Origin of the sequence: Cellulomonas sp. ATA003, assembly GCF_031582905.1 — a bacterium.
In the GTDB taxonomy this organism is placed as follows: Bacteria; Actinomycetota; Actinomycetes; order Actinomycetales; family Cellulomonadaceae; genus Pengzhenrongella.
In genome coordinates this window covers 2,176,652-2,202,119 of sequence record NZ_CP133990.1, presented here as the reverse complement: position 1 = coordinate 2,202,119, position 25,468 = coordinate 2,176,652, and the positions used below count along the sequence as shown (strand labels likewise).

The 25,468-nt window shown below is 74.8% G+C and carries 24 protein-coding genes and 7 pseudogenes; 13 read left to right on the top strand and 18 right to left on the bottom strand.

Translation table 11 applies throughout. The features are described 5' to 3' along the window. Nucleotides 1-169 precede the first annotated feature (169 nt). The 9 genes and pseudogenes from REH70_RS10915 to REH70_RS10875 all read right to left on the bottom strand — a co-directional run bounded on the left by REH70_RS10915 (nt 170) and on the right by REH70_RS10875 (nt 7,609). Nucleotides 170-1,566, bottom strand: a pseudogene (locus REH70_RS10915) (MFS transporter). Nucleotides 1,567-1,851: 285 nt separating this feature from the next. Beyond that, a complete protein-coding gene (locus REH70_RS10910; protein WP_310747199.1) occupies nt 1,852-2,019 on the bottom strand; it encodes a hypothetical protein in 168 nt (55 codons plus the stop codon). Next, a complete protein-coding gene (locus REH70_RS10905; RefSeq protein ID WP_310747197.1) occupies nt 2,016-2,168 on the bottom strand; it encodes a hypothetical protein in 153 nt (50 codons plus the stop codon). The genes REH70_RS10910 and REH70_RS10905 overlap by 4 nt, the downstream gene beginning before the upstream one ends. Before the next feature lie 40 nt (nt 2,169-2,208). After that, nucleotides 2,209-3,918, bottom strand: a complete 1,710-nt coding sequence (locus REH70_RS10900; RefSeq protein ID WP_310747195.1) for an N-acylglucosamine 2-epimerase — start codon at nt 3,916-3,918, stop codon at nt 2,209-2,211. Nucleotides 3,919-4,025: 107 nt separating this feature from the next. Next, a pseudogene (locus REH70_RS10895) lies at nt 4,026-4,454 on the bottom strand (thioredoxin domain-containing protein); the annotation flags it as partial. Between the two features lie 157 nt (nt 4,455-4,611). Next, a complete protein-coding gene (locus tag REH70_RS10890; RefSeq protein WP_310747193.1) occupies nt 4,612-5,394 on the bottom strand; it encodes a hypothetical protein in 783 nt (260 codons plus the stop codon). Nucleotides 5,395-5,503: 109 nt separating this feature from the next. Continuing rightward, nucleotides 5,504-5,893, bottom strand: a pseudogene (locus tag REH70_RS20655) (toxic anion resistance protein); the annotation flags it as partial. Continuing rightward, nucleotides 5,866-6,621 (bottom strand): toxic anion resistance protein, encoded by a 756-nt coding sequence (locus REH70_RS10880; RefSeq protein ID WP_310747190.1) that lies wholly within the window; start codon nt 6,619-6,621, stop codon nt 5,866-5,868. The gene REH70_RS10880 and the pseudogene REH70_RS20655, both read right to left, overlap by 28 nt. A 199-nt stretch (nt 6,622-6,820) precedes the next feature. After that, nucleotides 6,821-7,609, bottom strand: coding sequence for a DUF1206 domain-containing protein (locus tag REH70_RS10875; RefSeq protein WP_310747188.1), 789 nt, complete (start codon nt 7,607-7,609; stop codon nt 6,821-6,823). A 140-nt stretch (nt 7,610-7,749) separates the two neighbouring features. On the opposite strand from REH70_RS10875, the gene REH70_RS10870 reads away from it, so the two are divergent. From REH70_RS10870 to REH70_RS10860, 3 genes are all read left to right on the top strand, one after another. Then, nucleotides 7,750-8,481, top strand: coding sequence for an AIM24 family protein (locus tag REH70_RS10870; protein ID WP_310747187.1), 732 nt, complete (start codon nt 7,750-7,752; stop codon nt 8,479-8,481). A gap of 73 nt (nt 8,482-8,554) precedes the next feature. Beyond that, nucleotides 8,555-8,860: a hypothetical protein gene (locus REH70_RS10865; RefSeq protein ID WP_310747186.1), complete on the top strand. Its 306-nt coding sequence runs from the start codon at nt 8,555-8,557 to the stop codon at nt 8,858-8,860. Beyond that, nucleotides 8,782-9,414 (top strand): formate/nitrite transporter family protein, encoded by a 633-nt coding sequence (locus tag REH70_RS10860; protein ID WP_310747184.1) that lies wholly within the window; start codon nt 8,782-8,784, stop codon nt 9,412-9,414. Before REH70_RS10865 ends, REH70_RS10860 begins: the two co-directional genes overlap by 79 nt. A 13-nt stretch (nt 9,415-9,427) precedes the next feature. Here the strand turns inward: REH70_RS10860 and REH70_RS10855 are convergent, their stop codons facing one another. The 3 genes from REH70_RS10855 to REH70_RS10845 all read right to left on the bottom strand — a co-directional run bounded on the left by REH70_RS10855 (nt 9,428) and on the right by REH70_RS10845 (nt 12,113). Further along, a complete protein-coding gene (locus REH70_RS10855) occupies nt 9,428-10,258 on the bottom strand; it encodes a GNAT family N-acetyltransferase (protein ID WP_310747182.1) in 831 nt (276 codons plus the stop codon). 143 nt (nt 10,259-10,401) lie between these two features. Beyond that, nucleotides 10,402-11,187 (bottom strand): hypothetical protein, encoded by a 786-nt coding sequence (locus tag REH70_RS10850; RefSeq protein WP_310747181.1) that lies wholly within the window; start codon nt 11,185-11,187, stop codon nt 10,402-10,404. A gap of 86 nt (nt 11,188-11,273) precedes the next feature. Further along, complete coding sequence (locus REH70_RS10845; RefSeq protein ID WP_310747179.1) at nt 11,274-12,113, bottom strand: SDR family oxidoreductase; 840 nt, start codon at nt 12,111-12,113, stop codon at nt 11,274-11,276. Nucleotides 12,114-12,341: 228 nt separating this feature from the next. Between REH70_RS10845 and REH70_RS10840 the strand changes: the two are divergent. Both REH70_RS10840 and REH70_RS10835 read left to right on the top strand, forming a co-directional pair. Continuing rightward, nucleotides 12,342-12,815 (top strand): annotated as a pseudogene (locus tag REH70_RS10840) (DEAD/DEAH box helicase); the annotation flags it as partial. Continuing rightward, on the top strand, nt 12,770-13,951 hold the full coding sequence (locus REH70_RS10835) for a DUF3553 domain-containing protein (protein WP_310747177.1): 1,182 nt from the start codon (nt 12,770-12,772) through the stop codon (nt 13,949-13,951). The pseudogene REH70_RS10840 and the gene REH70_RS10835, both read left to right, overlap by 46 nt. Before the next feature lie 49 nt (nt 13,952-14,000). On the opposite strand, the pseudogene REH70_RS10830 reads toward REH70_RS10835, so the two are convergent. Then, nucleotides 14,001-14,335: pseudogene (locus REH70_RS10830) on the bottom strand (RNA-binding S4 domain-containing protein). Nucleotides 14,336-14,408: 73 nt separating this feature from the next. On the opposite strand from REH70_RS10830, the gene REH70_RS10825 reads away from it, so the two are divergent. Continuing rightward, a complete protein-coding gene (locus tag REH70_RS10825; RefSeq protein ID WP_310747176.1) occupies nt 14,409-15,650 on the top strand; it encodes an amidohydrolase in 1,242 nt (413 codons plus the stop codon). Nucleotides 15,651-15,660: 10 nt separating this feature from the next. On the opposite strand, the gene REH70_RS10820 is transcribed toward REH70_RS10825, so the two are convergent. After that, a complete protein-coding gene (locus REH70_RS10820; protein ID WP_310747175.1) occupies nt 15,661-17,253 on the bottom strand; it encodes a PQQ-binding-like beta-propeller repeat protein in 1,593 nt (530 codons plus the stop codon). 32 nt (nt 17,254-17,285) lie between these two features. Continuing rightward, nucleotides 17,286-17,657: a hypothetical protein gene (locus REH70_RS10815; RefSeq protein WP_310747174.1), complete on the bottom strand. Its 372-nt coding sequence runs from the start codon at nt 17,655-17,657 to the stop codon at nt 17,286-17,288. A 186-nt stretch (nt 17,658-17,843) separates the two neighbouring features. Here REH70_RS10815 and REH70_RS10810 point away from each other — a divergent pair, with 186 nt between their 5' ends. The 5 genes and pseudogenes from REH70_RS10810 (at nt 17,844) to REH70_RS10790 (ending at nt 21,436) form a co-directional block, all read left to right on the top strand. Then, nucleotides 17,844-18,296: a DUF4383 domain-containing protein gene (locus REH70_RS10810; protein ID WP_310747173.1), complete on the top strand. Its 453-nt coding sequence runs from the start codon at nt 17,844-17,846 to the stop codon at nt 18,294-18,296. Nucleotides 18,297-18,465: 169 nt separating this feature from the next. Then, nucleotides 18,466-18,897: an SRPBCC family protein gene (locus tag REH70_RS10805; protein ID WP_310747172.1), complete on the top strand. Its 432-nt coding sequence runs from the start codon at nt 18,466-18,468 to the stop codon at nt 18,895-18,897. Further along, nucleotides 18,894-19,634: an alpha/beta fold hydrolase gene (locus REH70_RS10800; RefSeq protein ID WP_310747170.1), complete on the top strand. Its 741-nt coding sequence runs from the start codon at nt 18,894-18,896 to the stop codon at nt 19,632-19,634. Before REH70_RS10805 ends, REH70_RS10800 begins: the two co-directional genes overlap by 4 nt. After that, on the top strand, nt 19,628-20,392 hold the full coding sequence (locus tag REH70_RS10795) for an alpha/beta fold hydrolase (RefSeq protein ID WP_310747169.1): 765 nt from the start codon (nt 19,628-19,630) through the stop codon (nt 20,390-20,392). Before REH70_RS10800 ends, REH70_RS10795 begins: the two co-directional genes overlap by 7 nt. Before the next feature lie 163 nt (nt 20,393-20,555). Continuing rightward, nucleotides 20,556-21,436, top strand: a pseudogene (locus REH70_RS10790) (manganese catalase family protein). On the opposite strand, the gene REH70_RS10785 reads toward REH70_RS10790, so the two are convergent. Next, nucleotides 21,324-22,100: a DUF2231 domain-containing protein gene (locus REH70_RS10785; RefSeq protein WP_310747168.1), complete on the bottom strand. Its 777-nt coding sequence runs from the start codon at nt 22,098-22,100 to the stop codon at nt 21,324-21,326. The pseudogene REH70_RS10790 and the gene REH70_RS10785 sit on opposite strands and share 113 nt — an antisense overlap. Nucleotides 22,101-22,291: 191 nt before the next feature. Next, nucleotides 22,292-22,825: a DUF6328 family protein gene (locus REH70_RS10780; protein ID WP_310747167.1), complete on the bottom strand. Its 534-nt coding sequence runs from the start codon at nt 22,823-22,825 to the stop codon at nt 22,292-22,294. 129 nt (nt 22,826-22,954) lie between these two features. Between REH70_RS10780 and REH70_RS10775 the strand changes: the two genes are divergently transcribed. Together REH70_RS10775 and REH70_RS10770 are read left to right on the top strand one after the other, a co-directional pair. Beyond that, nucleotides 22,955-24,166 (top strand): zinc-dependent alcohol dehydrogenase, encoded by a 1,212-nt coding sequence (locus tag REH70_RS10775; protein ID WP_310747166.1) that lies wholly within the window; start codon nt 22,955-22,957, stop codon nt 24,164-24,166. Then, entirely contained in the window at nt 24,156-24,557 is a 402-nt protein-coding gene (locus REH70_RS10770; RefSeq protein WP_310747164.1) for an STAS domain-containing protein, read from the top strand. Before REH70_RS10775 ends, REH70_RS10770 begins: the two co-directional genes overlap by 11 nt. Nucleotides 24,558-24,599: 42 nt before the next feature. On the opposite strand, the pseudogene REH70_RS10765 reads toward REH70_RS10770, so the two are convergent. Then, a pseudogene (locus REH70_RS10765) lies at nt 24,600-25,372 on the bottom strand (ATP-dependent DNA ligase). Between the last annotated feature and the right edge of the window lie 96 nt (nt 25,373-25,468).

The window sequence follows — 25,468 nt, the reverse complement described above, 5'->3', positions numbered from 1 at the left end:
TGCCGGCGCCCGACTCGGTGTTCGGGACCTCCCCTCGGGCACGTCGCTGGGGCGGGGGGTGTCGGGGGTGGACTCGTCCTGGCTGGTCATGTCGGCCTCTCGGGTAGTGACGGGGTTCCGGTGCCAGCGTGCCCCGCGCCGGGTGGACCGGCAAGACGAGGCGGTGCGGTCAGTCCTCGAGGACCGTTCCACGCCGCTCGGGCAGCCCGAGCGAGCCGGCCGCCGCGACGACGAACACGCCCGCGAACACCCCGAACACCAGCCCGGTGCCGCCCTGGTCGCGCAGCAGCGGCACGGCGAGCGGCGCGAGGATGGAGGCGATGCGACCGAACGCCGCCGCCGAGCCCGCGCCGGTCCCGCGCAGCCGGGTGGGGTACAGCTCGGGGGTGACCGCGTAGAGCGCGCCCCAGGCGCCGAGGTTGAAGAAGGACAGCAGCATCCCGGCGACGATCACCTGGGTGACGCCGTCGGCCTGCGCGAACAGCCCGGCGGAGACCGCGGAGCCGAGCAGGAAGGTCACCAGCGTGGGTCGGCGCCCCCACTTCTCGATGAGGACCGCGGATGCGAAGTACCCCGGTAGCTGGGCCAGCGTGATGATCAGCGTGTACTCGAAGGAGCGCACGAGGGAGAACCCGGACTCGACGAGGAGGCTGGGCAGCCAGATGAACGCGCCGTAGTAGGAGAAGTTCACGGCGAACCACACGATCCACAGCATCGCGGTGCGACGGCGCAGCCGGGCCGACCAGATCTCGCCGAGGCGCGGGGAGCGGTGGGGGCGTCGTCGGTGCGCTCGTCGATCACGGTGGTGCCGGTGCCGGTGCCGGTGCCGGTGGCCGGCGGGGCCGACCGGCCGGCGGCGGAGGCCTCGAACTGCTCGACGACGGCCTCGGCCTCGGCGTGCCGGCCGCGCGACTCGAGGAAGCGGACCGACTCGGGCAGGCCGCGGCGGATGACGACGGCGTACAGGGCAGGCAGGGCGCCGATCGCCAGCGCCCAGCGCCAGCCGTCGTCGCTGCCCGGGACGACGAGGTAGCCGATGAGCGCGGAGAGGGTCCAGCCGACCGCCCAGAACGCCTCCAGCGCGACGACGACCCGGCCGCGGATGCGCGGCGGGGCGAACTCGCTGACCAGCGTGGACGCGACCGGCAGCTCCGCGCCGAGGCCCAGCCCGACGACGAACCGCAGCGCGATGAGGACGCCGACCGAGGCCGCGAGCGCGGACGCGCCGGTCGCCAGGCCGTAGACCAGCAGCGTGAGGGCGAACACCTGGCGCCGGCCGATGCGGTCGGCCAGCAGGCCGCCGAGGCTCGCGCCGACGGCCATCCCGATGAACCCGGCGGACGCGATCCAGGACCGCTCGCCGTCGCTGAGGCCCCACTGCACGCCGAGCGCGGCGATGACGAACGAGATGAGGCCGACGTCCATGGCGTCGAACGCCCAGCCGAGGCCGGACCCCGCCAGGAGCTTGCGGTGCTGGCGCGTGAAGGGCAGGGCGTCCAGGCGTTCGGTCCGCGTGCGCGTGGGCGTGCTGGTCACGGGTCTCTCTCTCCTCGCGGGCCGCGTCATGCGCACGTCGTACCGGGGAGCCGCACGCGGTCCCGGGGCGCCGGTGCGGGTTGGGGCCCGGTGGCGGGGGTGGAGCAGCGCGTAGGACGCGCCGCGGCCGCACCCTACCGGTGGCCGGGACGGCCACGCGCCGACCGCCCGCGGGTGGTCGGCGCGCTCGCGAGCGCCGTGCGTCCGGCGGCCCGGCGTCCGTCCGGCGGCCCTGCCCCCGTTCGGCGGCCCTGCCCCCGTTCGGCGGCCCTGCCCCCGTTCGGCGGCTCTGCGCCGTCCGCCCCGGTGCCCGGGTCAGGTGCCGGACGGCGGCGTGTAGCCCGGCTCGATGCCGTCGTTGTCCGACCCCGGTGTCGGGTCGGTGTTCTCCGGGTCCGCGGGCAGCTCGCCGCGGGAGGCGGCGTCGGCGGGGAGATCCTGCTCCCGCGTCGTGCCGGCGTCGTCGGGGGTGTCGGTGCTCATGGGCGCTCCTCCTCGAGCTCGAAGCCGGCACCGTCGATCGAGTCCTGGCGGTCGGTCAGACCGAGGTCGTCGTTCGCGGGCTCGGCGTAGGCGGCGTCAGGGTCCTCGGCTGGGGTCTCGGGGACCGGGACGGACGTGTCCTCGCTCATGTTGTCTCCTCGCGCGTCGGGTTCTCGGGCGCGCCCGACGCTACGCCGGACCGCCCGCACCGCCACCCGGGGAACGCGGCAGCCGGACCGGCAGGGTCGCGCCCGCGGTCCCGGCGCTCGCAACCCCGGCGCCCGCGGTCCCGGCGCCCGCGGTCCCGGCGCGCGGCGCCGGGGTCGCGAGCTGGCGGGCGAGCTCCGCGGGATCGGTCGTGGGCCGGTCGCAGACGAACCCGCGGCACACGTAGGCGGCCGGGCGGCCGTCGACGAGCGGGCGGTCACGCAGCAGCGCGGGCAGGTCGTCGCCCGCCCCGCTCGTGGCGTCGGCCATGGCGACCACGAGCCCGGGTGCGGTGGCGGCACGTGCCGTCGCGAGCAGGGCGCGGGTCGCGTCGTCGCCGGGCGGGCCGACGACGGCGACCTCGCGTGGCCCGTCGAGGACCGCCTCGGCCACCGCGAGCGCCCAGCCGGCGGCGCGCGGGTACCGCTCGGAGATCCGCAGCGGCTCGCGCAGCGCGGCCTCGGCGGCCTCCCGGTGCTCGAGCGAGCCGGTGAGCGCCGCGAACGTCAGCAGCGCACCGGCGGCCGCGGCACCGCCGGCTGGGACCGGCCCGTCGGCGGGGTCCTGCGGGCGGCGGATGCGGGCCAGCACGGTGTCCGTCTCGTCGTCGGAGGTGTCGAAGAAGCCCCCGGAGCCGTCCCCGAAGTGGTCGAGCACCGTCCGCAGCAGCGACCCCGCGTGGTCGCACCACCGCGGGTCGCCGGTCGCCGACCACAGCGCCAGGAGCCCCTCGGCGACGTCGGCGTAGTCCTCGAGCACGCCGGCGGCCGAGCCGGCGACGCCGTCACGCGAGGTCCGCACGAGGCGGGACCCGGGCGCCCCGCCGGTGCCCGGCCGCACGTGCACGTCGACCAGCAGGCGGGCGGCGTCGGTCGCGGCACCCACCCACTCGGGGCGACCCAGCAGGCTGCCGGCGTCGGCGAGCGCGGCGATCGCGAGGCCGTTCCAGCCGGACACGACCTTGTCGTCCCGGCCGGGCCGCGGTCGGGTCTCGCGGGCCGCCAGCAGGCGGGCGCGGAGGTCGGCCCAGCGCGGGGCGTCTCCGGCCGGCGGGTCGGCGCGCAGCTGCAGCACGGAGCTGCCGTGCTCGAACGTGCCCGCCGCGGTGACGCCCAGCAGGTCGGCCACCCAGGCGCCGTCGTCGTCGCCCAGGACGGCGCGCAGCTGGGCGGGCGTCCACGCGTAGAACGCGCCCTCGCGCCCCTCGCTGTCGGCGTCGAGCGCGGAGGCGAAACCGGCGGCGTCGGTACGCAGCTCGCGCAGCATCCAGCCGGCCGTCTCGGTGACCACGCGGTGCGCGAGCGGGGAGCCGGTGGCCCGCCACCAGTGCGCGTAGACGCGCAGCAGCAGCGCGTTGTCGTACAGCATCTTCTCGAAGTGCGGGACGGTCCACGTCGCGTCGACGGAGTACCGCGCGAACCCGCCGCCGAGCTGGTCGTACATGCCTCCGCGGGCCATCGCCTCCAGCGTCCCCTCGGCCATCGCGAGGGCGTCCGCGCTCCCGGTGCGGGCGTGGTGACGCAGGAGCCACTCGAGCACCATGGACGGCGGGAACTTGGGCGCGCGGCCGAACCCGCCGTGGGCGGCGTCGTACCCCTGGGCGATCCCGGCGACCGCGTCGTCGACGACGCCCGGGTCGAGCCCGGTCGCGGCGCCACCCGGCAGCGCGCCGCCCACGGGGGCGCCGGCCACCGCACCGTCGCCCGCGGGTGGCGGTGCGGCGAGGGAGCGCGCTCGCCGAGCGCGGACCGGATCGCCTCCGCGCTGGACTCGACGTCGCTGCGCTGCCCGGTCCAGGCAGCGGCCATCGCGGCCAGCACCTGGGGGAAGGACGGCATGCCCTGCACGGGGCGCGGCGGGAAGTACGTCCCGCAGTAGAAGGGGTCGCCGTCGGGCGTCGTGAAGACGGTCATCGGCCAGCCGCCCGCGCCGGTCATGGCCTGGGTGGCCTCCATGTAGACGGCGTCGACGTCCGGGCGTTCCTCGCGGTCCACCTTGACATTGACGAAGTGCTCGTTCATGAAGGCGGCCACTGTGTCGTCCTCGAACGACTCGTGCGCCATGACGTGGCACCAGTGGCAGGCGGCGTAGCCGACCGAGACCAGCAGCGGGACGTCGCGGCGGCGCGCCTCGGCGAACGCCTCGTCGCCCCACGGGAACCAGTCGACCGGGTTGTCGGCGTGCTGCTGGAGGTACGGGCTGGTGCTCCGGGCGAGGCGGTTCGGCATCCACCCACTGTGGATCCTGCAGGCGTGGCGCGCGACAGGCACGCTCCGACCGGTCCCCGCGGGCCTTCGCCGTCATCCGGTCCGGAGCGTCCCGCCGGTGCGACCCGCCGGTATGACCCGCCGGTGCGGCCCCAGCCCGGCGCCGTCCCGGCGGCGGTCAGCGGACGCGGTCGGCGGCGTCCGGCTGGTGGTATCCGTACTTCTCCCGCAGGAAGTTGCCGCTGGTGCTCAGCTCCGCCGTCAGGTGACGGTGGCGGCTCGCGTCGAGGGCGGCTGCCTGGGCCGCGAGGATCCGCAGCTGCTCGGTCAGCTCCTCGACGGGCGTGCGCCCGTTGGGCTGACGCTCGTGCACCCGGCTCGGCGCGATCGCGAGGTAGCTCTTGAGGACGGCGGGCAGGTACCGCCGGGCCATGGCGTCCAGCTCGTACTCGAACCGCGGGTCGGCGGTGGGCTCACGCTGCTCGGCCGCGAGCACGGCGTCCAGCACCTGACAGGTCTGCAGGACGGTCCGGTGGGCGTCCTCCGGCAGGCGATGCCTGTTCCGCTCGGCCTGCATGCGGACCCACGCGACCGCCGAGGGCAGGTGATCCGACCCCTCGACGGCGAGGCCGCCGTGCGCGCGGGCCGGCTCGACGACGGAGGACGTCCCGGCCGGGTCGCGCTTCCACCACCGGCGGCGCGCCGGCAGCCACAGGTCCCGCAGGTGCCAGGAGCGGACGCCCGAGGCGCCCATGGCCGTCAGCGCGAGCAGGGCGGGCAGCCCCCAGAAGTCGAGCACGAACACCGCCGTGGAGAAGGCCCCGGCGTAGAGCAGGCCCTCGAGCGTCGCCCTGAGGTTCTTGCGCACCGCGCCGATGACGAGCACCAGGTACGCGAGCAGGGGCAGGAAGAGGAGCACGGTCGTCACCTTGACGACGTTGCCCAGCGTCAGTCGCGACATGGTCAGTGCCTCCGGGGTCCGCCGCGGCGGCGTCGAGGGAGCGGCTGCGGTCCAGGTGCAGTCTGGCGCGGCTCACCTGCCCCTCGAGCACCGCCACGGTCTGCTTCATCGACCGCGTGGCCTCGGCCTTGTACCGGTCGATCTCGTCCATCGCGCCGAACACGTTGTCGAACGCCTGCTGGAGCTTCTCCGGGTCCACGGTGGCTCGGGACGCCCCCTGCTGGATGGCGGTGCCCTGCGTCCGCAGCAGCTCGGAGGTGGCCACGATCATGTCCGACGTCGTCGCGTTGAGTGCGTCGACCTGCGCGAGCACGATCCGCTGCTGTCCCAGCGCCTGCGAGGTGATGACGGCGACGCGCAGCGCGGCCATGGTGGTGTCCAGGGCGCGGTCCACGCCCTTGATGAGCTCGACGTTGTTCTTCCTCACGACGTCCAGCGCGAGGTAGCCCTGGACCGCGACCGCCATCTGGGTCATGAGGTCCTGGTGACGCTGGCGCAGGGAGAACAGGGCGTCGGACTCGAGGGCGGCGGCGTCGTCGCCCTGCCCCGGGTCCGCAGGGCCGCGATCCGCTGCTCGAGACCGTCGCCCAGGTGGCGGACGAGGACGGCCGCGTCGGCCAGCTGGCCCAGCGCCTGCCACAGGGCGTCACGCTCGGTCTGGATGGCGGCGTTGTCCTGTCGCAGCTCGTCCTGGCCGCCCTTGAGGGCCTTGGTGATGGCGGTGAGCTGCTCCTGCGCGGCCTCGTACCTCTGGAAGTACCGCTGCACCCGGCTCCCGCCGGGCAGGAGCTTGAAGGTCCGCCGGGCGCCGGTGAGGTCGTGCCGCTTGGGGTCCAGCTCGGTGACGATCTGCCGGAGCTCCGCCAGGGTCCTGCCCGTGCGCGCAGCAGGGTCCGCGCCACTGCCGGACAGGGCCGCTGCCGGCCGCTGGAGCATCCGGTTGACCGACTCGCCGGCCCCCTGCATCGTCCCTTCCCCCAGCCGGGTGAGACGGGCGAGCTTGGTCTGGAACTCCGGGCTGTGCAACGGGGTGTCGAGCAGGTCGTCGAGGAAGGACTGCGCCCTCTCCGCGTGCTCGCGCTGCGCCTCGGCATCGACCAGCACCATGCCGCCGACCTTCTCCGGCTGGTGGACGCTGACCTCGGTCGTCGGCGACGGCGGCTCGAGCCTGAACGAGTCCTCGAGCTGCGGTGACTCGTTGCGGCCAAGGTCGCGCGGGTCCGGCATGTGGCCCTCCTCCAGCACTCGGGGTCTACCCCGATCCTCTCAGACCCCACCCGGGAAGGTGCTGCGACGGGTGGGCGGCGAGCGGGCTGTCGACGATCTCGTCCTCGAGGTCCGGCCACGAGCTCCGCGGACTGCTGGGCACCATGCCGCCCTTGCCGGCGCCACGAGGCCGCGCGCGGCGGCCCGAGCGGGTGCTCGGTCAGATGTCGGCGTACTTCGCCCGGGCGAAGGAGTAGACGCCGTACGCGACGAAGCCCACCGCGACCACGCCGAGCAGCACACGACCGAACGGGACCTGGAGCATCGTCTGCAGCGCGCCGTCGAGCCCCTGGGCCTCCTGCGGGTCGCTCCGCCACGCCGCCGTGACGAACAGGCCCCCGACCACCACGAACGCCAGCCCCCGGGCGACGTACCCGATGCGTCCCGCCGTGACGACCCACGACGCCGGACGCTCCTGGAGGTCCCCGACGAACTTCCGGGTCCAGCCCTTGTGCGCCTGGTACAGCCCCACCGCGATGACACCGGCGCCCACCAGGGCGACCAGGACGCGGCCGAACGGCTGCTGCATGAGCGTCGCGGTGAGACCGGCCGAACCGCCCGAACCACCGCCGGAGCCCAGCACGATCGAGCCGGTGAGCCCGGCGAGGACGAGGTAGGTCACCGCCTTCGCGGCCGCCTTGACGCGGTCCTTCGTCTCGCCGCCGAGAAAGGCCGTCGCCGCCTGCCACAGCCCGAGCAGCACGAACCCGACGAGGATGACCCACAGCAGGACCTGCCCGAACGGCTGCTCCGCCAGCGTCCGCAGGGCCCCGCTCGTGCTGGCCTCCTCGCCGCCACCGCCACCGCCCCCGCCGATGGCGAGCTGCAGCGCGATCCAGCCGATCACGACGTTGATGAGGCCGTTGGCCGCGTACCCGAGGCGCGCGCCCTTCTCCACCACGGGGTGGCTCTCGGCCTGCCGGGCTGTGCTGCGGGTGCGTCCGTCCATGGCGTCACCCTGGCAGGGATCGGGCCCACCCGCCCCTCCCGCAGCCGGGTGTGCCGTCGCTAGGGTCGGCGCGGGGCGTCCGCACCGGGTGGACGCGCCGTACCCACGCCCGCACCGACGCACGAAGGGGCCGACCCGCCATGCCGATCCACGGATCGCTGTTCACCGACTTCCGGGAGAACACCTCCCCGGACCCGTTCTCGCTGCAGGGCAAGAAGCTGCTGAAGATCCAGATGGGGTTCGGCCCGGTCTGGGCGCGCAGCGGCTCGATGGTCGCCTACCAGGGGGACATCCGGTTCGAGAACCGCGGCTCCGGCGGGCTCGGCAGGATGGTCAAGGCCGCGGTCACCGGTGAGGGCGTCGACATGATGCAGTGCACCGGTCAGGGCGAGCTGTTCGTCGCCGACCAGGCCGCCGAGGTCCAGATCATGTACCTGGAGAACGACGAGATCTCGGTCAACGGCAGCAACGTGCTCGCCTTTTCCTCCTCGATCGACTGGGACATCAACCGCATCCAGGCGCGCGGTGCCGCGATGACCGGCGGGCTGTACAACGTGTCGCTGCGGGGGACCGGGTACGTCGCGATCACCACCAAGGGCGAACCGGTCGCGCTCGACGTCGCCTCGGCGCCCACGTTCGGCGACCCGCAGGCGGTCGTCCTGTGGACGTCCGGCGTCGACATGGACATCCGCGTCGACACCGGCGGGATCAGGTCCATGGTGCGCGGCGGGACCGGCGAGACGTTCCAGATGGCCTTCCGCGGCCGGGGGTACGTCGTCGTGCAGCCCAGCGAGTCGGTCGTCGCCGGGGGCCACCAGGCCGGGAGCAGCCAGAACCGCGGCGGCGGTCTGGGCGGTCTGCTCGGCGGGTGACGTCCGCGCCCGGGGCCGTCCGCCGAGGCGAAGGTCCCGGGCCGGGCAGCGGCCCGCATGGCACGGTGTGCGCATGGCGTCCGACCCGTTGCACCTGTTCCCGGGCAAGCCCTTCATCAGCACGGTCCTCGAGGCGCTCGAGACCAAGCACGCGATGTCGGGCCGGCTCGCGCGCCGGTACCTGCAGCGGGCCGCGATGGCCGGCGTCATCATCGGTGTGCTCTACGTCACGAACTTTGCGATCCTCGCGGCGTTCGAGCAGGTGGCGGTGGGGGGACCACGCTGCGGCCGATCGGGCGCATGGTGGGCGCGCTCGCGTTCGGGTGGGCGCTGGTCTTCATCTACTACTCGAAGTCCGAGCTGCTCACGTCGAACATGATGATCGTCTCGATCGGTGCCTACCACCGCCGGACGACCTGGTCGAAGGCACTGCGGCTGCTCGGTCTGTGCTACATCGGCAACGCGCTCGGCGGCCTGTTCGTCGCGCTGCTGATCCGGGTGAGCACGCTCGTCGACGGTCCGGCACTGGTGCAGATGCAGGGCGCGGTCGCGGTCAAGCTCGCGTTCGTGGCCGACGGTCCGGGCGGCTGGACGGACCTGCTGGTGCGGGCCGTCCTGTGCAACTTCATGATCAACCTGGCGATGCTGCTCGTCTACAACGGGCTCATCCACGACGACGTCACCAAGAGCCTGGTCATGATCGTCTCGGTGTTCATCTTCGCCTTCCTGGGCTTCGAGCACTCGGTGGCGAACACCGTGCTGTTCACCGTCGTGGGGCTGCGGGAGGGCATCGACGTCGCGCTCGCGGCGGGCAACGTGGCCATCGCGCTCGTCGGCAACTTCCTCGGTGGCGGCCTGCTCATCGGCCTGTACTACGCGTACGTCAACGACGACTCGCGGTACGCGCGCTCGCAGGCGCCCACCGAGGGCTGAGACGCGGGCGCCGTCAGCCGACCGGCGCCCGGGTGCCCGGCGTCCAGCGGTACCGGCGCACCTCACCCACCTCGGTGAACCCGAGCCGCCGGTACAGCTCCCGACCGTCCGGTGATGCGGTGAGCACGGCCCGGCGGTGACCCGCGTCGCGACCTGCCGCGAGGGCGGCACAGGTCAGCGCCGTCCCGATCCCGTGCCCGCGCCACGGGCGCGCGGTCACCACGTGGTCGACGACCGCCGCAGGCCCGGACACGAACGTCGCCACGCACCCCACCGGCAGGCCGTCGGACGTCGCGACCAGGTGCGGGGCGTGGCGTCCGCCGCCGGGCAGCGCGACGCCGGCGCGCGCGGCCACCAGCGCGCCGAGCAGCGGCAGCGCGGGACCGGGCACGACGGCGTCGGCGCGGGGGTCCACCCCGAGGAGCACGCACGCCCAGGCGCGCAGGCCCACGAGGTCGGTGACCGGGTGGATCTCCACCGGCGCGTCCGGGACCGGCACGAGCGGCAGCTCGAGGTCGGCCACCATCGTCGGCTCGCGCTCGACGAGGACCAGTCCGGCCCGCAGCAGCGCCGGTTCGAGGCGGGGGTCGGCGTCGTCGCCGAGATGCCACAGCATCGGCGTCGCCGTCGTCACGTACGGGGCGAGCAGCTCGTGGACGAGGTCGTCGACGTCGCCGTCCGGGTCCGGGACGGCGCGCAGCACGCCGTTCCACTCCGGGTCGGCGACACCGGTCATGGCCGATCGGGCCCGCTCGTCGTCACGCAGGACCTCGGCTGCGGTGTCCCGGTGCGCCGACCACAGGGCGTCGTCGACCAGCTCGCGGACGTCGGACGACGGCAGCACGCGGACCTCCGCAGGGTGCAGGTCGCTGCGGGGACCGTCCCCGCGCGGCACCGGTCACGCTAGGGCACCCGCCCGCGCCCCGCCCCCGCCGACGCGTGGCCACGGGGAGCACCGGGGGATGCCCGGGGTGCCGGACCGACGACCTACCCGAGCCCGGTGCGGGACTCCCCGGGTCGGCCCCGGGACCGACCCGGCCGACCGAGGTGCCGGGCGGCACGGTAGGCGGGGTCGCGCAGCGCGGCGGCCCACCGGTACGGCGGCAGCCCGGGTGGGGTCGCGCCGATCGGGTCGAACCGCGTGCGGTGGTCGGCCCCGGGGCCGGCGTCGGCGCCCACGGTGAGCACCGCGAACGGACGCCACGGGCCGCTGGCCCCCGACCACAGGAGCGTCCACCGGGTGCCGGCGAGGGCAGGTGCGGCGTCCCGGCGGACGCTGCGACGGATGGCTCGACGGGCGGTGCGACGGGCCGCGCGCGAGGTGTCGTCCGGGGCCAGCGGCCGAGCCGCGAGCACCACCGGGCCGTGCGGCCCGCGGAACGGCATGAGCGTGCTCGCCGGACCGCCGAGCGGCGACCGGCGGGGGAGCAGCGTGTACCGAGCGAGCCCGGTCAGCCCGGTCGAGCTGAGCAGCACGTCGGTGTGGCCGCCGTCCGGCTCGGCCAGCCGCAGGGCCAGTCCCTGCACGTCCGGCGCCCACGGCGGCAGGCCGGCGCCCCGGGAGAAGCGCACGAGGCCCGTCCGCTCGCCCGGCCGGTCCAGCCAGGCGACGCCGGACGACTCGGCGTCCGCGGTGCGGTGGACGACGGCGTGGTGGGTGCGCCCGACGGCGTGCATCGGCCGGTCCCGCCGCAGCGCCGCGACCATCCCGATGGCCGCACCGAGCGCCACGCCGACGCCGCCCGCTGCGACCAGGCCGACGCCCCGGGCCACGCCGCCCCCTCGGGCCGGGTCGACGCCCCGCGCCACGCCGGCCGGACCGGCCGTGCCCACCGCACCGTGGAGCCACGCGGCTCGGGTCACGGGCGCCGCCAGTCGTGGGACTGCAGGTGCGACCCCGCCATCGGACCCATCGTCAGCATCCCGCCGTCGACCGGCCAGGACGCCCCGGTCACGTAGCCCGCGGCGCCCGAGCACAGGAACTCCACCACCGCGGCGATCTCGCGGGCGTCACCGGGCCGGGCGACGGGGATGCCGGGCCGGTCCTTGCCGGACAGCACGCCCTCGTCGGTCTGACCGGTCATCGGCGTCGCGATCTCCCCGGGCGCGACGGCGTTCACGGTGATGCCGTGCTCGGCGAGCTCGAGCGCAGCGGTCTTCACCAGCAGGCCGAGCCCGCCCTTCGCGGCGCAGTACGGTCCGGCGCCGACGCGCGGCGCGTGCTCGTGGACGCTCGTGATCGCCACCACGCGCCCCCCGCCGCCGTCGACCATGTGGCGGGCGGCGGCCTGCAGGCAGCAGAACGCGCCGTCGAGGTCGACGGACACGACCTCACGCCACTGCTCGTACGTCATGTCCAGCAGGAGCGTCGACGAGCCCGTGCCGGACGACATCACGAGGGTGTCCAGGCCTCCCATCGCCCCGGCGAGCTCGTCCACCACCCGGCTGCCCGACGGCGGGTCGGTGAGGTTCAGGTGGGCGACGTGCGCCTCGGCGCCCCGGCCCCGGACCTCCTGCGCGGTCGCCTGGGCGCCGGCCTCGTCGGTGTGCCACGTCAGGCCGATGTGCCGTCCCGGCGCGGCCAGGGCGACGGCGCACGCCCGGCCGATGCCGGAGTCGGCGCCGGTCACCACGACGCGGCGCGGCTCGCGCGCTGCGGGCGGCTCGGTGGGGTCCGGGGTGGCGGTGCTGTCGGTCACGGCGTCCTCCTGCTCGGTGATGTGTCTCACCGTGCGGCGGCCGTCCCGCACACGCAACCGGACCGCGGCGGTCCCACCTCGGCGGCTGCGGTTGCAGGGGTGCAGGTCGCGTTGCACCGTGATCCGCCGGCCGGTGCCCGCCGCCGGCGTGACCCCAGGAGGAGCAGTGACGCAGGCAGGACCCGACCACCGTCCGGACGCGCGGTGACCGCCCCGGCCCGCCGGCCGATGACGCTCGACGACGCCGTCCGGACCGTCCTGGGGGACGGGCACACGCTGCGTGAGGCCCAGGCGGACGCGCTGCGCGGCCTGGCCGACGCCGACACGCTCCTGGTCGCGCGCTCCGGGGCGGGGAAGACGGCGGTGTACGCGGTCGCGACCCTCATGTCGGACCGGCTGACCGTCGTGGTGTCGCCGCTGCTCGCCCTCCAGCGCGACCAGGTCGACGCCCTCGGGCACGCCGGTCTGCGGGCCGGTGCGGTGAGCTCGGCGCTGACCCCGCGCCGGCAGCGGCAGGCGCTCGAGGACGCGGTCGAGGGCCGGCTGGACGTGCTCCTGCTCGGTCCCGAGCAGCTCGTGCGACCCGCGGTCGTGGAGACGCTCGCGCAGGCGCGCGTGGGCCTCGTCGTCGTCGACGAGGCGCACTGCGTCAGCGAGTGGGGGCACGACTTCCGGCCCGACTACCTGCACCTCGGCGCCGCCGTCGAGCGCCTGGGCGGACCCCGCGTGCTCGCCGTCACCGCGACGGCGTCCGCGCAGGTGCGCCGGGAGGTCGTCGAGCGCCTCGCCATGCGCGACGCCCGCGTGCTCGTGCACGACGCCGACCGCCCCAACATCTGGCTGGGCGCGCGGGCCTCGGCGGGCGAGGACGAGCGCGACGCCGCCGTCGTCGAGGCCGCGGTCGCGACCGGGGAGCGGGCATCGTGTACGCGCGCACCCACCGGCACGCCGAGGCGCTCGCGGACGCGCTCACCGACGCCGGCCGGCCGCCGCTGGTCTACCACGCCGGTCTGGCGAGGCGGGTGCGCGAGGACGCCCAGGACCGCTTCCTGCGCGGGGACGCCGACCTCGTCGTCGCGACCAGCGCGTTCGGCATGGGCGTCGACCGCCCCGACGTGCGGTTCGTGCTGCACGCCGGACCGCCGACGTCGCTCGACGCCCTCTACCAGGAGGTGGGCCGTGCCGGGCGGGACGGGGACGACGCGCTCGCGGTCCTGTTCTACCGGCCGGACGACTTCGGCCTGAACCACTATCTGCGGTCCGGTGGCGGATCGCGCCCCGCGACCCTGCGCGCCGTGCTGACCGCCGTCCGGAAGAGCCCCGGGACGCGCGAGGACCTCGCCGAGCGGTCCGGGGTCTCCGCGCGGTCGCTCTCGCGCGCGCTGGGGGCGCTCGTCGCGGTGGGCGCGGTCGAGGAGCACGACGGCGTGCTGGCGCCGACCAGGACGGACGGACGCCCGCCGTCGGTCGAGGCGGTGGTGAAGGCCGTCGCCGCGGAGCGTGAGCACGCGCAGGCGATGGACCGGTCCCGCGTCGAGCTCGTGCGCTCCTACGCCGACACGAGCGACTGCCGGCGGCGGATGCTGCTCGAGCTCCTCGGTGAGGACCACCCGCAGCGGTGCGGGCGGTGCGACGCGTGCGACGCCGGCACGAGCGTCGACGTGGACGAGGCACCGCTGCGGGCGGGGCAGGCGGTCGAGCACCGGGAATGGGGTGCCGGGACGGTGTCCGTGGTCGAGGCCGAGCGGGTGACCGTGCTGTTCGACGAGCGCGGCTACGTCACGCTCGACACCACCATCGCGCTGGACGCGGAGCTGCTGGTGCCGGTCGAGGAGTGAGGCCGACGTCGGCCCTCCCGACCTCGGGTCCCGCTCCGCCGGACACCGGTCAGTGCCCGCGCAGCCGCACGATCTCGCGGCGCTCGCGCTTGGTCGGCCGTCCGGCACCGCGGTCCCGGACGGCGCCCCCGGGACCTCCGCGGGCGGTGGCGGCGGCGGTGTGCGGTCCACGAGGCACTCGGCCGCGACCGCCGCCCCGACCCGCTTCTCGATCACCCGCGTCACCTCGACGATGCGCTCGACGCCCTCGACGCGGACGCGCACCTCGTCGCCGACCCGCACCGGCGTCGCGGCCTTCGCGCGGTCACCGTTGACCCGGACGTGGCCGGCACGGCAGGCCGCCGCCGCGAGGGCGCGGGTCCGGGTCAGGCGCGCTGCCCACACCCAGCGGTCGACCCGCGTCGAGGCGGGGTTCGGTCGTCACGCCTCGACCCTACGGCGGTCGTACGGTTGCCCGATGACTCGTCGCCCTACCACTGCCCCGCCCGTCGTCGCGATCACCGGCGGCTACGTCGTCCCCGTCACCTCCGCCGCCATCGAGGGCGGCACCGTGCTCATCACCGACGGCCGCATCACCGCCGTCGGCGCCGACGTCGCCGTGCCCGACGGCGCCACGGTCGTGGACGCGACCGGACGCTGGGTCCTCCCCGGCTTCGTCGAGGCGCACGGCCACGTCGGCATCCACGAGGAGGGCGAGGGCGTCGCCGGCAACGACACCAACGAGATGACCTCGCCGAACACCGCCGCGGTGCGAGCGATCGACGCGATCAACATCGACGACGAGGGCTTCCGCGACGCCCTCGAGGGCGGGGTCACGTCCATCGTGGTCAAGCCGGGCTCGGGCAACCCGATCGGCGGTCAGAGCGTGGCGATCAAGTCGTGGGGCGGGCGCACCATCGACGAGCAGGTGATCAGCGACGCGGTGAGCGTGAAGTCGGCGCTCGGCGAGAACCCCAAGCGCGTCTACGCCGAGAAGAAGCAGCTGCCGTCCACGCGCCTCGGGACGGCGCTGATCATCCGCGAGGCGTTCACCAAGGCCCAGCACTACCGCGAGGCCCGAGCGGCCGGGATCCGCAAGGGTGAGCCCTTCGCACCCGACCTCACGATGGAGGTCCTCGCCCGCGTCCTGGACGGCGAGCTCGTGTGGGACCAGCACACGCACCGGCACGACGACATCGCGACCGCGGTGCGCCTCGCCGACGAGTTCGGCTACCGGCTGGTCATCAACCACGGCACGGAGGCGCACAAGATCGCCGACGTCCTCGCCGAGCGCGACATCCCGGTGATCTTCGGGCCCATGTTCACCAGCCGGTCCAAGGTCGAGCTGCGCGACCGCGCCATCGGTCACCTCGCCACCCTCGCCGCCGCCGGCGTGCGGGTCGCCATCACGACCGACCACCCGGTCGTGCCGATCAACTTCCTCGTCCACCAGGCGACGCTCGCGGTCAAGGAGGGGCTGCCGCGGCAGACCGCGCTCGAGGCGTTGACGGTCAACCCCGCGACCTTCCTCGGCCTGGACGAGCGCGTGGGCTCGCTGCAGCCCGGCCGCGACGGCGACGTCGTCGTGTGGTCCGGCGACCCGTTGGACGTCCACTCGCGCGCCGAGCTCGTGCTGATCGACGGCGTCCCGGTCTACTCCTGGGACGCGGCCGCGTCGGCCGGTCGCGTGGTCGAGCGCGCGGAGCGGTTCGCGGGCTGACGCGCCCGCGTCAGCCGAGGGCGACGAGCTCGTACGGCGTGAGCGCGAACAGCCGCCCGTCGGCGACCCGCAGGCGGTTGACGTCGTTGGGCACGTCGGTGTCCCACCGGAGCCGGCCGTCGTCGATCCCGTACGCGCCGAGCACCATGCCGTCGGTCGGGTGCGGGCGGCCGGTGAGCACGAGCCGCCCGTCGGTGACCGGCCCCACGCGGGAGACCCGGCGGACCGGGGTGGACCACAGACGCTCGCCGGTGACCGCGTCGAGCGCCGTCAGCGAGTCCTCGCCCGCGAGGACGACCCGCCCGTCGACCACGAGCGCGGCGCTGGTGGCCTCGTCGGGGATCCTCCAGGACTCCCGGCCGGTCGTCCCGTCGTAGCCGGCCACGGACTCGCCACGCTGCCGGACCAGGACGAGGCCGGGGGTGCTGCCGTCGTCGACCGAGGTGAGCACCGGCAGCCCCTGGACGCCGGACGTGCGCCCGGTCGCGAGCTCCACGATCTCGACGACCGCGGACTCGGGGTCGGCGTCCGGGTCGCCGGCCGGCCGGTCGACGCGCTGCGCGTCGCGCCGGTCGTCGCGCCGGTCACCACCCTCGTCGCCGTCCTGGTCCCCGCCCGGGCCGACGCGCTGCGCCGGTGCGGGTTGGGCCAGCAGGCCGTCAGCGACCACCTCGGCCCACCCGGCCCCGTCGGTGCGTGGCCGCCAGGTGTGCACCACGGCGCCATCGGCGGTCAGGACCCACCCGGTGTCGCCGCCGGCGAGCACCAGGTCGTCCCGGGTCGTCACCCACGCGCGCATGCCGTAGCGCGTCTCGGGGAGCGGCTCCGGCCCGGTGAACGACCACCGCACGGTGCGTGCCGTGGCGTCGGTGCGGCTGACCCGCAGCAGCCCCTCGTCGTCCACGTCGCTGCGCACGAGGTCCGGGCCGAGTGCGGCGACGGTCGTCGTCGGGGGCGCGGCGGCGTCGTGCAGGACGGACCCGTCCGCGGCGTCGACGATCACGAGCCGGACGCTCGCCGGCCGCTGCTCCCCGGGGCGCGTGAAGCCGTCCAGCGGGCGCAGCTCGTCGACGACGACGCACGCGGTCACCCGCGGGGCCGGGACGCCGTCCCCGGCGTCCGGCCCGGCAGGGTCGTCGGCCGGGGCGCCGGGGGTGACGCAGCGCACCCGGCCGGTGAGCGGGCCGCCGTCGAGCACGCGGGTGCGCCACGCCTCGGCGCCGGAGACGGGGTCGAGGCCGACCACGTCCGCGGAGCCCTCGGCGTCGACCAGCGCCCCCACCAGCAGGCCGTCGACCACGGCCAGGCCGGAGACCGACCGGGCGGGCATCCGCCACAGCTCGGTGAGAGGGCGGTCCACCGGCGCGAGCGCACCTTCGACCCCCGGCGGGAGGGCGGGGACCGGTTCGTCACCCTGGGCCGTGCCCGCCACGGCCACGACGGCGAGGACCGCCACCGCCACCCACCAGCGCCGCCGACCTCCCCGCGACCCGCGGGTCGCCGGACCGCCCGGCCCCGGGTTGCCGTCCGCGGGGGCGCCCGGGACGTCGTCGCCGGCCTCCTCGAGGACGACGTCCTGCATCCGCGCTCGCGGGCTGGGCACGGCCTCTCCTCAGCGCGTCGCCGCGGGTCCGGCTACTCGACCTCGACGTCGTCGGCCGCGAAGCCGACGCCCTCGCACGCCTCGAGGAGCTCGTCGACGTCGACGGTGTACACCTGGTCGTCCTCGGCGCCGACGCGCTCGAGCTCCTCGGGGTCGACCGGCGGGCTGACCGTGTCGCGGATGTCGCCGGTCTCCGAGGCGGCCGCGGCGGCGGCGATGGTGCCCATCAGCTCCTCGAACTCGTCCCCGTCGTCCATCGCCTGCGCGGCGACGGCGTCACGGCAGGCCGTGTAACCGATGGGGTCGTCCTGGCGGAAGGCGAAGGACGGCTGGCTGCAGCCGGCGACGAGACCGGCGGCCAGGGCACCGGCGGTCACGGCGAGAAGGCGTCGGGTGCTGTTCATGGGGACAGTCAACGCCGCAGCACGCCCCGGCGCGACCCGTCGACGACGGCCGCCGGGCGGCAGCGTCTCGGGATGCGGCGCGACCCGACCTGCGGAAACGTTGTCCGCGACAACGAGCGGCCGGGTGCACGCGTCTGCACGGGCAGGACGCCACCCGCGCCTCGCCCACACACGTCGGAGGACACCATGACCCACCCCACCAACGTCGGCACGGGTGCCGGCACCGCGGACCGCGGCCGCAACACGCACCAGTGGCTCGCCCTCATCATCGGCGCCGTCTACCTGCTCGTCGGGCTCGCCGGATTCCTCGTCACGGGCTTCGACGGGTTCACCGAGCACAACCACGACCAGACGCTGCTCGGGTTCGCCGTCAACCCGCTGCACAACATCGTGCACATCCTCATCGGGATCCTCGGCCTGGTCATGTGGAAGAGGGACGGCAGCGCCCGGACCTTCGGCTGGATCCTCTTCGTCGTGTACGGCGCCACGTTCGTCTACGGCCTGATCGTGGCCAACGACCCGGACGCGAACATCCTCAACATCAACGGCGCCGACAACGGCCTGCACATCGTCAGCGCCCTCGCCGGCCTCGCGATCGCGCTGTGGCCGCGCAAGGACCGCACGCGCACCACGCGCTGACGACCCGCGCCGCAGGCGCCGGAGCGGTCGTACCGCCCGGGACCCGTCCACGGGTCCCGGGCGGTCGTGCGTCCGGCGCGGGGCCGACGCCTTCCGGTTGCCGCCCGGTTGCCGCCCGGTGGTGGACGCGTAGTTTGCTCCGCATGGCAGTGGTCTCCAAGCACGTGCGGTGTCCCCCGAGTCCGTCCTCGCGATCCTCGAGGACGGGTGGTCGTACGCCGCCTGGGTGGTCGGGGCGTCCCGGATCCGCTCGGTCGACCCGGCGTGGCCGGCCGCCGGCTCGACGATCCACCACTCGGCCGGCGCGTGGCCGCTCGTGATCAACGACAAGACGGTCTCGCGGCGCTGGGACGGCGAGAGCCGGCTGGAGCTGCAGGCGCGGGGCTGGCCGCTCGGTGAGGCGCGCATCCGGATCGAGGTCGTCCCCGACGCCGACGGCTGCACGGTGTCGATGGCCGAGGACGCCGTCCGCGGGCCGGGGACGCTCGTCCCCCAGGCGCTGCGTCAGCTGCTGCTCATCCCGCGCAACCGCGAGACGCTCGACCGGCTCGCGCTCCTCGCGGAGGGCCGCGGGGACGCCACCGGCTCGTCGCACCCGTGAGGACGTCGACGGTCCCGGCGGGCGGCTACGACCTCGCCGTCACCCGGGCCGGTGACCCCGGCGCGCCACCGTTCGTGCTCGTCCACGGCATCGGGATGTCCGGACGGTACTTCCGCCCGCTGGTGGACGTCCTGGCGAGGGGCAGCCACGTGCTCGCCGTGGACCTCCCCGGGTTCGGCGCGAGCGGGCGGCCGGGACCCGCGCTCGACGTGCCCGCCCTCGCCGACGTCGTCGCGGCGCTCCTGGACCGGCTGGCGGCCGACGGCGTCCCCGCCCCGGTGCTCGTCGGGCACTCCATGGGATGCCAGGTGGTGACCGAGGTCCTCGCCGCGCACCCCGGGGTGGCGACGGGCGGAGTCCTCATCGGACCCGTCGTCGACGACGACGCCCGCAGCGCCGTCCGGCAGGGGCTGCGGCTGCTGCGCGACGCCCGGCACGAGCCGATGCGCGTCAACGCGCTCATCACCGCCGACTACCTGCGCGCCGGACCCCGCCGGTACCTCGCGACGCTGCCGCACATGCTCGGCTACCGCATCCACGAGCGCATCGCGCAGGTCACCGACCCCGTGCTCGTGGTGCGCGGAGCGAACGACCCCATCGCGCCGTCGTCGTGGGTGCGGCGCCTGGCCGACTCCGCCCCACGCGGCACCGCGACCGAGGTCCCCGACGCCGGTCACGTGGCGATGTACAGCCACCCGGAGGCCGTGAGCGGCCTGTGCCACGGTGTGACGTGCTGAGGATCGCGGACCGGCTGGCCCGGCTGCCGCTCCTCGCGCGCCGGGCGGTGTGGTGGGCGAAGGACTACGCCTACGTCACGGTGGGGCAGGTCGCCGGCATGGTGCGCCGCGGCGGCGCGGACCACTTCACCGACCCGCCGGACCCGCGCGAGCCGGCCGTCGTGGTCATCCCCGGCGTCTACGAGCCGTGGCAGTTCATGCGCCCGCTCGCCGCCCGGCTGCACCGGCACGGTCATCCCGTGCACGTCGTGCCGGCGCTCGGCTACAACCGCGGCTCGGTGCCGGACATGGCGCGACTGGTCGCCGACCTGCTCGAGGAGCGGGACCTGCGCGACGTCGTCCTGGTCGGGCACAGCAAGGGCGGCCTCATCGGCAAGTACGTCATGCTCCACCACGACCCGGGCACCCGGGTGCTCGCGATGGCGACGATCAACACGCCGTTCGGCGGGTCGCCGTACGCGCGGTGGATGCCTGTCCCGACCCTGCGGGCCTTCATGCCGACCGACGCCGTCCTGGCCGCCCTCACCGCCGACCTGGTCGCCAACGCGCGGATCACGTCGATCTCGGGGCCGTGGGACCCGCACATCCCGGGCGGCAGCGACCTCGAGGGGGCGACGAACGTGCACCTGCGTACGCCCGGCCACTTCCGCATCCTCGCCGACCCCGAGCTCGAACCGACGATCCTCGGTGTGCTCGCCGACGCGCGTCGTGCTGCCGGTTCCTCGCGGTCGCCGCGGTCGGCGTCCCAGGATGCCTGAACCCGCGCATCAGCGCGCCCGGAAGCGGGTATCCGGGCCCGCGTGGTCGCGCGCTCGCCCGGTTGCCGCCCCCTTGGCCCTGAGGTACTTCTGACGCGAAGCGATGCGGCAGTCCGCCGCGTCGGACGACCGTGGGGCCCCGCGCCCCGGACGGGGGCCCTCGATGTTCTTCCACCGCCAGGAGCTGCAGCACCGTGCCAGCCCGGACAAGCCCGACGCCGTCTACGCCCGCAAGCTGCAGGAGGTGCTCGGCGGCCAGTACGGCGAGATCACCGTCGCCATGCAGTACGGGTTCCAGTCGTGGAACGCCCACATCCCGGGCAAGTACCGCGACCTGCTCTTCGGCATCGGCGCGGAGGAGATGGGCCACGTCGAGATGCTCGCGACGATGATCGCCCAGCTCCTCGAGAAGGCCCCCTCGGCATCACCGAGGACGCCATCCAGAACGACCCGACGGTCGCCGCCGTCATCGGCGGCACCGACCTGCAGCACGCGATCGTGGCGGGCGCCGGCGCCCGCCCGGTCGACTCCATGGGGAACCCGTGGAGCGGCAGCTACATCACCGCGAGCGGCAACCTGCTGGCTGACTTCACGGCCAACGCCAACGCCGAGATGCAGGGCCGCGTCCAGGTCGCCCGGCTCTACCACATGACCGACGACGCCGGGGTGCGGGACCTGCTCGGGTTCCTCCTCGCCCGCGACACCATGCACCAGAACCAGTGGATCGCCGCTGCCGCCGAGCTGCGCGAGGAGGGCCTGGAGGAGCTGCCGGTGCCGAGCAACTTCCCGCTGGACAAGGAGGACCGCAGCGTCTCCTACCAGTACATCAACTTCTCCGACGGCCAGCACGCGTCCGAGGGCAGCTGGGCCTCGGGCCCCACGCCGGACGGCAAGGGGGAGTTCACGTACCTCGCCGAGCCGCCGGCCGGCGTCACGATGCCGCCGCCCACCCGTCCCGACGCGCGGTTCTACGGCACGACGGACCTGCCGAACACGGTGGAGAAGATGTCCGGGAAGCTGCAGGACAAGCTGCACCGGGAGTAGGACGACACACGTCGGGGCCGGCACGTCGAGCGACGTGCCGGCCCCGCGTGCGTGTCACCAGGGTGTCAGGCGTCAGGACCGGGGCCGAGCCCGAGCCGGGCACCCGGAAGTCGTCGGGCTTCGCGGCGCCGTCGCCGCCGAGCGGCACCTGGGCGACGAAGGTCTCGTCGCGCGTCCCGACCTTCCGGGCGATCGACAGGTGCGCGCCGAGGAACCCGCTCACGCCCACGACGGAGAGCGCGGCGAAGCTCGTGAGCACGCCGACACCGTGGCGACCGCGGCGGCGGGCTCGGTAGGACATCACGTACAGGCCCAGGCCCACGGAGTTGGCCGCCGCGTGGACGACGCCGACGCGGCGCGCGGGCTGGTCACCGCTCGCCGCCCACTCGGCCATGCCGGTGGCGATCGTCGGCAGCGAGGCGAGGATGCCGGTGGCGATGAGCCGCTGCGCGGCCGGGCGGCTCCGCTTGCCGCCGACGAGGTCGAGCACGAACGCGCTGGACCACGTCCCGATCGGCACGTCGGTGAGCAGCGGGTGCAACGCGTGACCCATGGCCTTGCCGTGCAGCAGGTCGGCGACCTTCCGGTCCTTGATGAGGGCGGCCGCCGCGGGGGCCAGCCGGTCGACCCAGGGGTCGAGCGACTCGGCATGCTCGAGGCGCATCGCGGCGTCCACCAGGACGGGTGTGGGCTCGGCGCCGCGGCGGGACGTGGGGGGTTCGTGGTGCCGTGCACAGCCATGCGGTCCTCCAGGGGATGGGCGGGTCGACCGGCCCCGGGCGACGGGGGGCGGCGTCGGTCGGTCCAGCATGGAGCGTCCCGTCGGGGGCCGCACGCCCACCCCGACGGACGCGGTCAGGCGTCCGGGTTGCCGGCGTCCCCGCCGTCCGCGCCGTCCCCGGCGTCCGCGCGCGCCGTGCGCGTCAGCCGCAGGGGGACGGCGACCCACAGCACGGCGAGGACCGCGATCGCCGCGCCGCCGACGACCCGCCCGGCGGTGCGGTCCAGGACGACGTCGAACACGAGCATCGCGGCGCCCGCGATGGTCAGCGCGAGGAACGCGAGCCCCGCCCGGGCGAGGCGGTCGGCGGCGTCCACCAGCTCCCGCTTGAGGTGCTTGCGGAACATGATCCGGTGCAGGCTCACGGGCGCCACGATGAGGCCGGTGGTGACCACGGCGAGCACGACGAGCACCAGGTACAGCGCCTGCTGGTAGTCGTCCAGGTCGGTGAACCGGGCCTGGAACGCCAGGGTCAGCAGGAAGCCGGTGAGGATCTGGACGCCGGTCTGCGTGACCCGCAGCTCCTGGAGCAGCTCGTTCCAGTTCCGGTCCAGCCGCTCCGTCGGGGTCTCGTGCCGGTCGCCGTGCACCGGTCCACCGTGGGTCATGCCCCCATGCTGTCGCGCCTTGGCCGCGCGTGCGGCCCGCGCGCGCCCGCGTGCGGATGCGGACGGTGCGTCCGGGTGCGAGCGTGGGACGCGACCGAACATGCGGACATGACGACGTGAGGACGCGCGATGAGGGCACTGACCTGGCAGGGAACCGAGAAGGTCACCGTGGAGGACGTCCCGGACCCGCGGATCCAGGAACCGACGGATGCCGTCATCCGGGTCACGTCGACCGCCATCTGCGGCTCGGACCTGCACCTGTACTCGACCCTCGGCATGTTCCTCGACAAGGGCGACGTGCTCGGCCACGAGTCGATGGGTGTCGTCGAGGAGGTCGGCCCGGGCGTCACCCACCTCAAGGCCGGCGACCGGGTCGTCATCCCGTTCGGGATCGCGTGCGGCTCGTGCTTCATGTGCACCCGAGGGCTGTACGGGCAGTGCGAGACCACGCAGGTCCGTGAGCAGAGCAAGGGTGCGGCGCTGTTCGGGTACACCAAGCTCTACGGCCAGGTCCCCGGCGGGCAGGCGCAGTACCTGCGCGTCCCGCAGGCCCACTTCGGTCCCGTCGTCGTGCCCGACGACGGCCAGCCCGACGAGCGCTACCTCTACCTCTCCGACGTCCTGCCGACGGCCTGGCAGGCCGTCGAGTTCGCGGACATCCCGCGCGGCGGCTCCGTCGCCGTCATCGGCCTCGGCCCGATCGGGCAGATGGCCGCCCGCATCGCCGCGCACCAGGGCGCCTCCAAGGTCATCGGGGTCGACCTCGTCCCCGAGCGCCTCGAGCTGGCGCGCCGCCACGGCGTCGACGTCATCGACCTGCGCGAGGTGGACGACGTCGCCGCGGCCGTCCAGGACCTGACCGACGGCCGCGGTGCCGACGCGACGATCGAGGCGGTGGGCATGGAGGCGCACGGGTCGCCCGGCTTCGAGCTCGCCCAGAAGGCCGCCGGCCTGCTGCCGGACGCCCTGGCCCGCAAGGCGATCGAGAAGGTCGCCGTCGACCGGCTCGCCGCGCTCGAGGCCGCGATCTCCGCGGTGCGCCGCGGTGGCACCGTGTCGATCGTCGGGGTGTACGGCGGCGCGACGGACCCGATGCCGATGATGCAGATGTTCGACAAGGGGCTCACCCTGCGCATGGGCCAGGCGCACGTGAAGCGCTGGACCGACACGATCCTGCCGCTGCTCACGGACCCGTCCGACCCGCTGTCCGTGCTCGACCTGCGGACCCACCGCGTGCCCCTCGAGCAGGCCCCGGGTGCCTACGAGATGTTCCAGAAGAAGGAGGACGGGTGCATCAAGGTGGTGCTCGACCCCTTCGCGCCGAGCAGCGATGGCAGCTGACACCCGGGCGGAGCCGCCGTCCGCCTCGTTCGTCGTCGACGCGGGCGGCCGCGGTGCGCCGCACGGCGGCGTCGAGGTCCGCCGTGGCGATGCCGGGACGCACGTGCGGCTCTGGGGATCGGTCGACCTCGCGGTGCGGGCGTCCGGCACAGCGACGCTGGGGGAGCTGCGGGGCGACCCGTCCCCGATGACGATCGACTGCCGTGACGTGGAGTTCATGGACTCCACCGGCCTGTCCGTGCTCGTCCGCCTCGTGCGCGACGGCGCCGCGGACGGGCGCCCCATGACGTTCCTCGGGGCGCCGGACATGGTCCTGCAGCTGCTGCGGACGACAGGAGTCGACGCGTGGATGACCGAGCTGGGCGTCGTGGGCGTGCCGGTCGAAGGCTGATCTCCGCGCTCGTCGCCGGCCGGCTCAACTGGCTCAGCTGGCTCAGCCGGCTCGGCCGGCCAGGAGGTCGCCCTGGTCGTCCAGGCGCGCGAGCACCTCGTCGGGCGTCAGGTGGCGCAGGTCCGGGTCGTCCAGCTCGTCCCACGTGCGCGGGGCTGCGACGGCCGGACGCTCCCGCCCGCGCAGCGAGTACGGCGTGATCGTCGTCTTCGCCGGGTGGTTCTGCGACCAGTCGAGCAGGACCTTGCCGCCGCGCAGGTCCTTGCGCATGACGGCGACGACCTGCTCCGGGTGCGCCGCGGCGAGCTCGTGCGCGAGCGTCCGCGCGTACTCCCGGACGGCGACCGCGGTCCGTCGGCCGTCCAGCGGCGCGTACAGCTGCAGCCCTTGCTGCCGGACGTCACCGGGTACGGCTCGAGGCCGTCGTCACGCAGCCGGTCCGCGACCAGCAGTGCCACGTGCGCGCACTCGACCAGGCCCGCCGGCGCCCCCGGGTCGAGATCCACGACGAGCCGGTCGGGGTTGCGGACCCCGCCGCGCGGGCCGACCGTCCACTGCGGGGTGTGCAGCTCGAGCGCGCCTCCGTTCGCGGTCCACACGAGCGCCGCGAGGTCGTCGAGGAACGGGAAGTCGAGCACCGTGTCGGAGTCACCGGTGCCGGGCGACGCCGGGATGGTCTGCCGCCGCAGCCACTCCGGAGCGCCGCGCGGGGTGTTCTTCTCGAAGAACTTCTCCCCGGCCACGCCCTCGGGGTACCGGATCCGGGTCACCGGGCGGTCCTTCAGCTGGGGCAGGATCGCCGGCGCCACCTGCATGTAGTAGTGCAGGACCTCCGCCTTGGTCATGCCGGTCGAGGGGTAGACGACGCGGTCCAGGTGCCCGATCCGCAGCGTCCGGCCGCCGACCTCCAT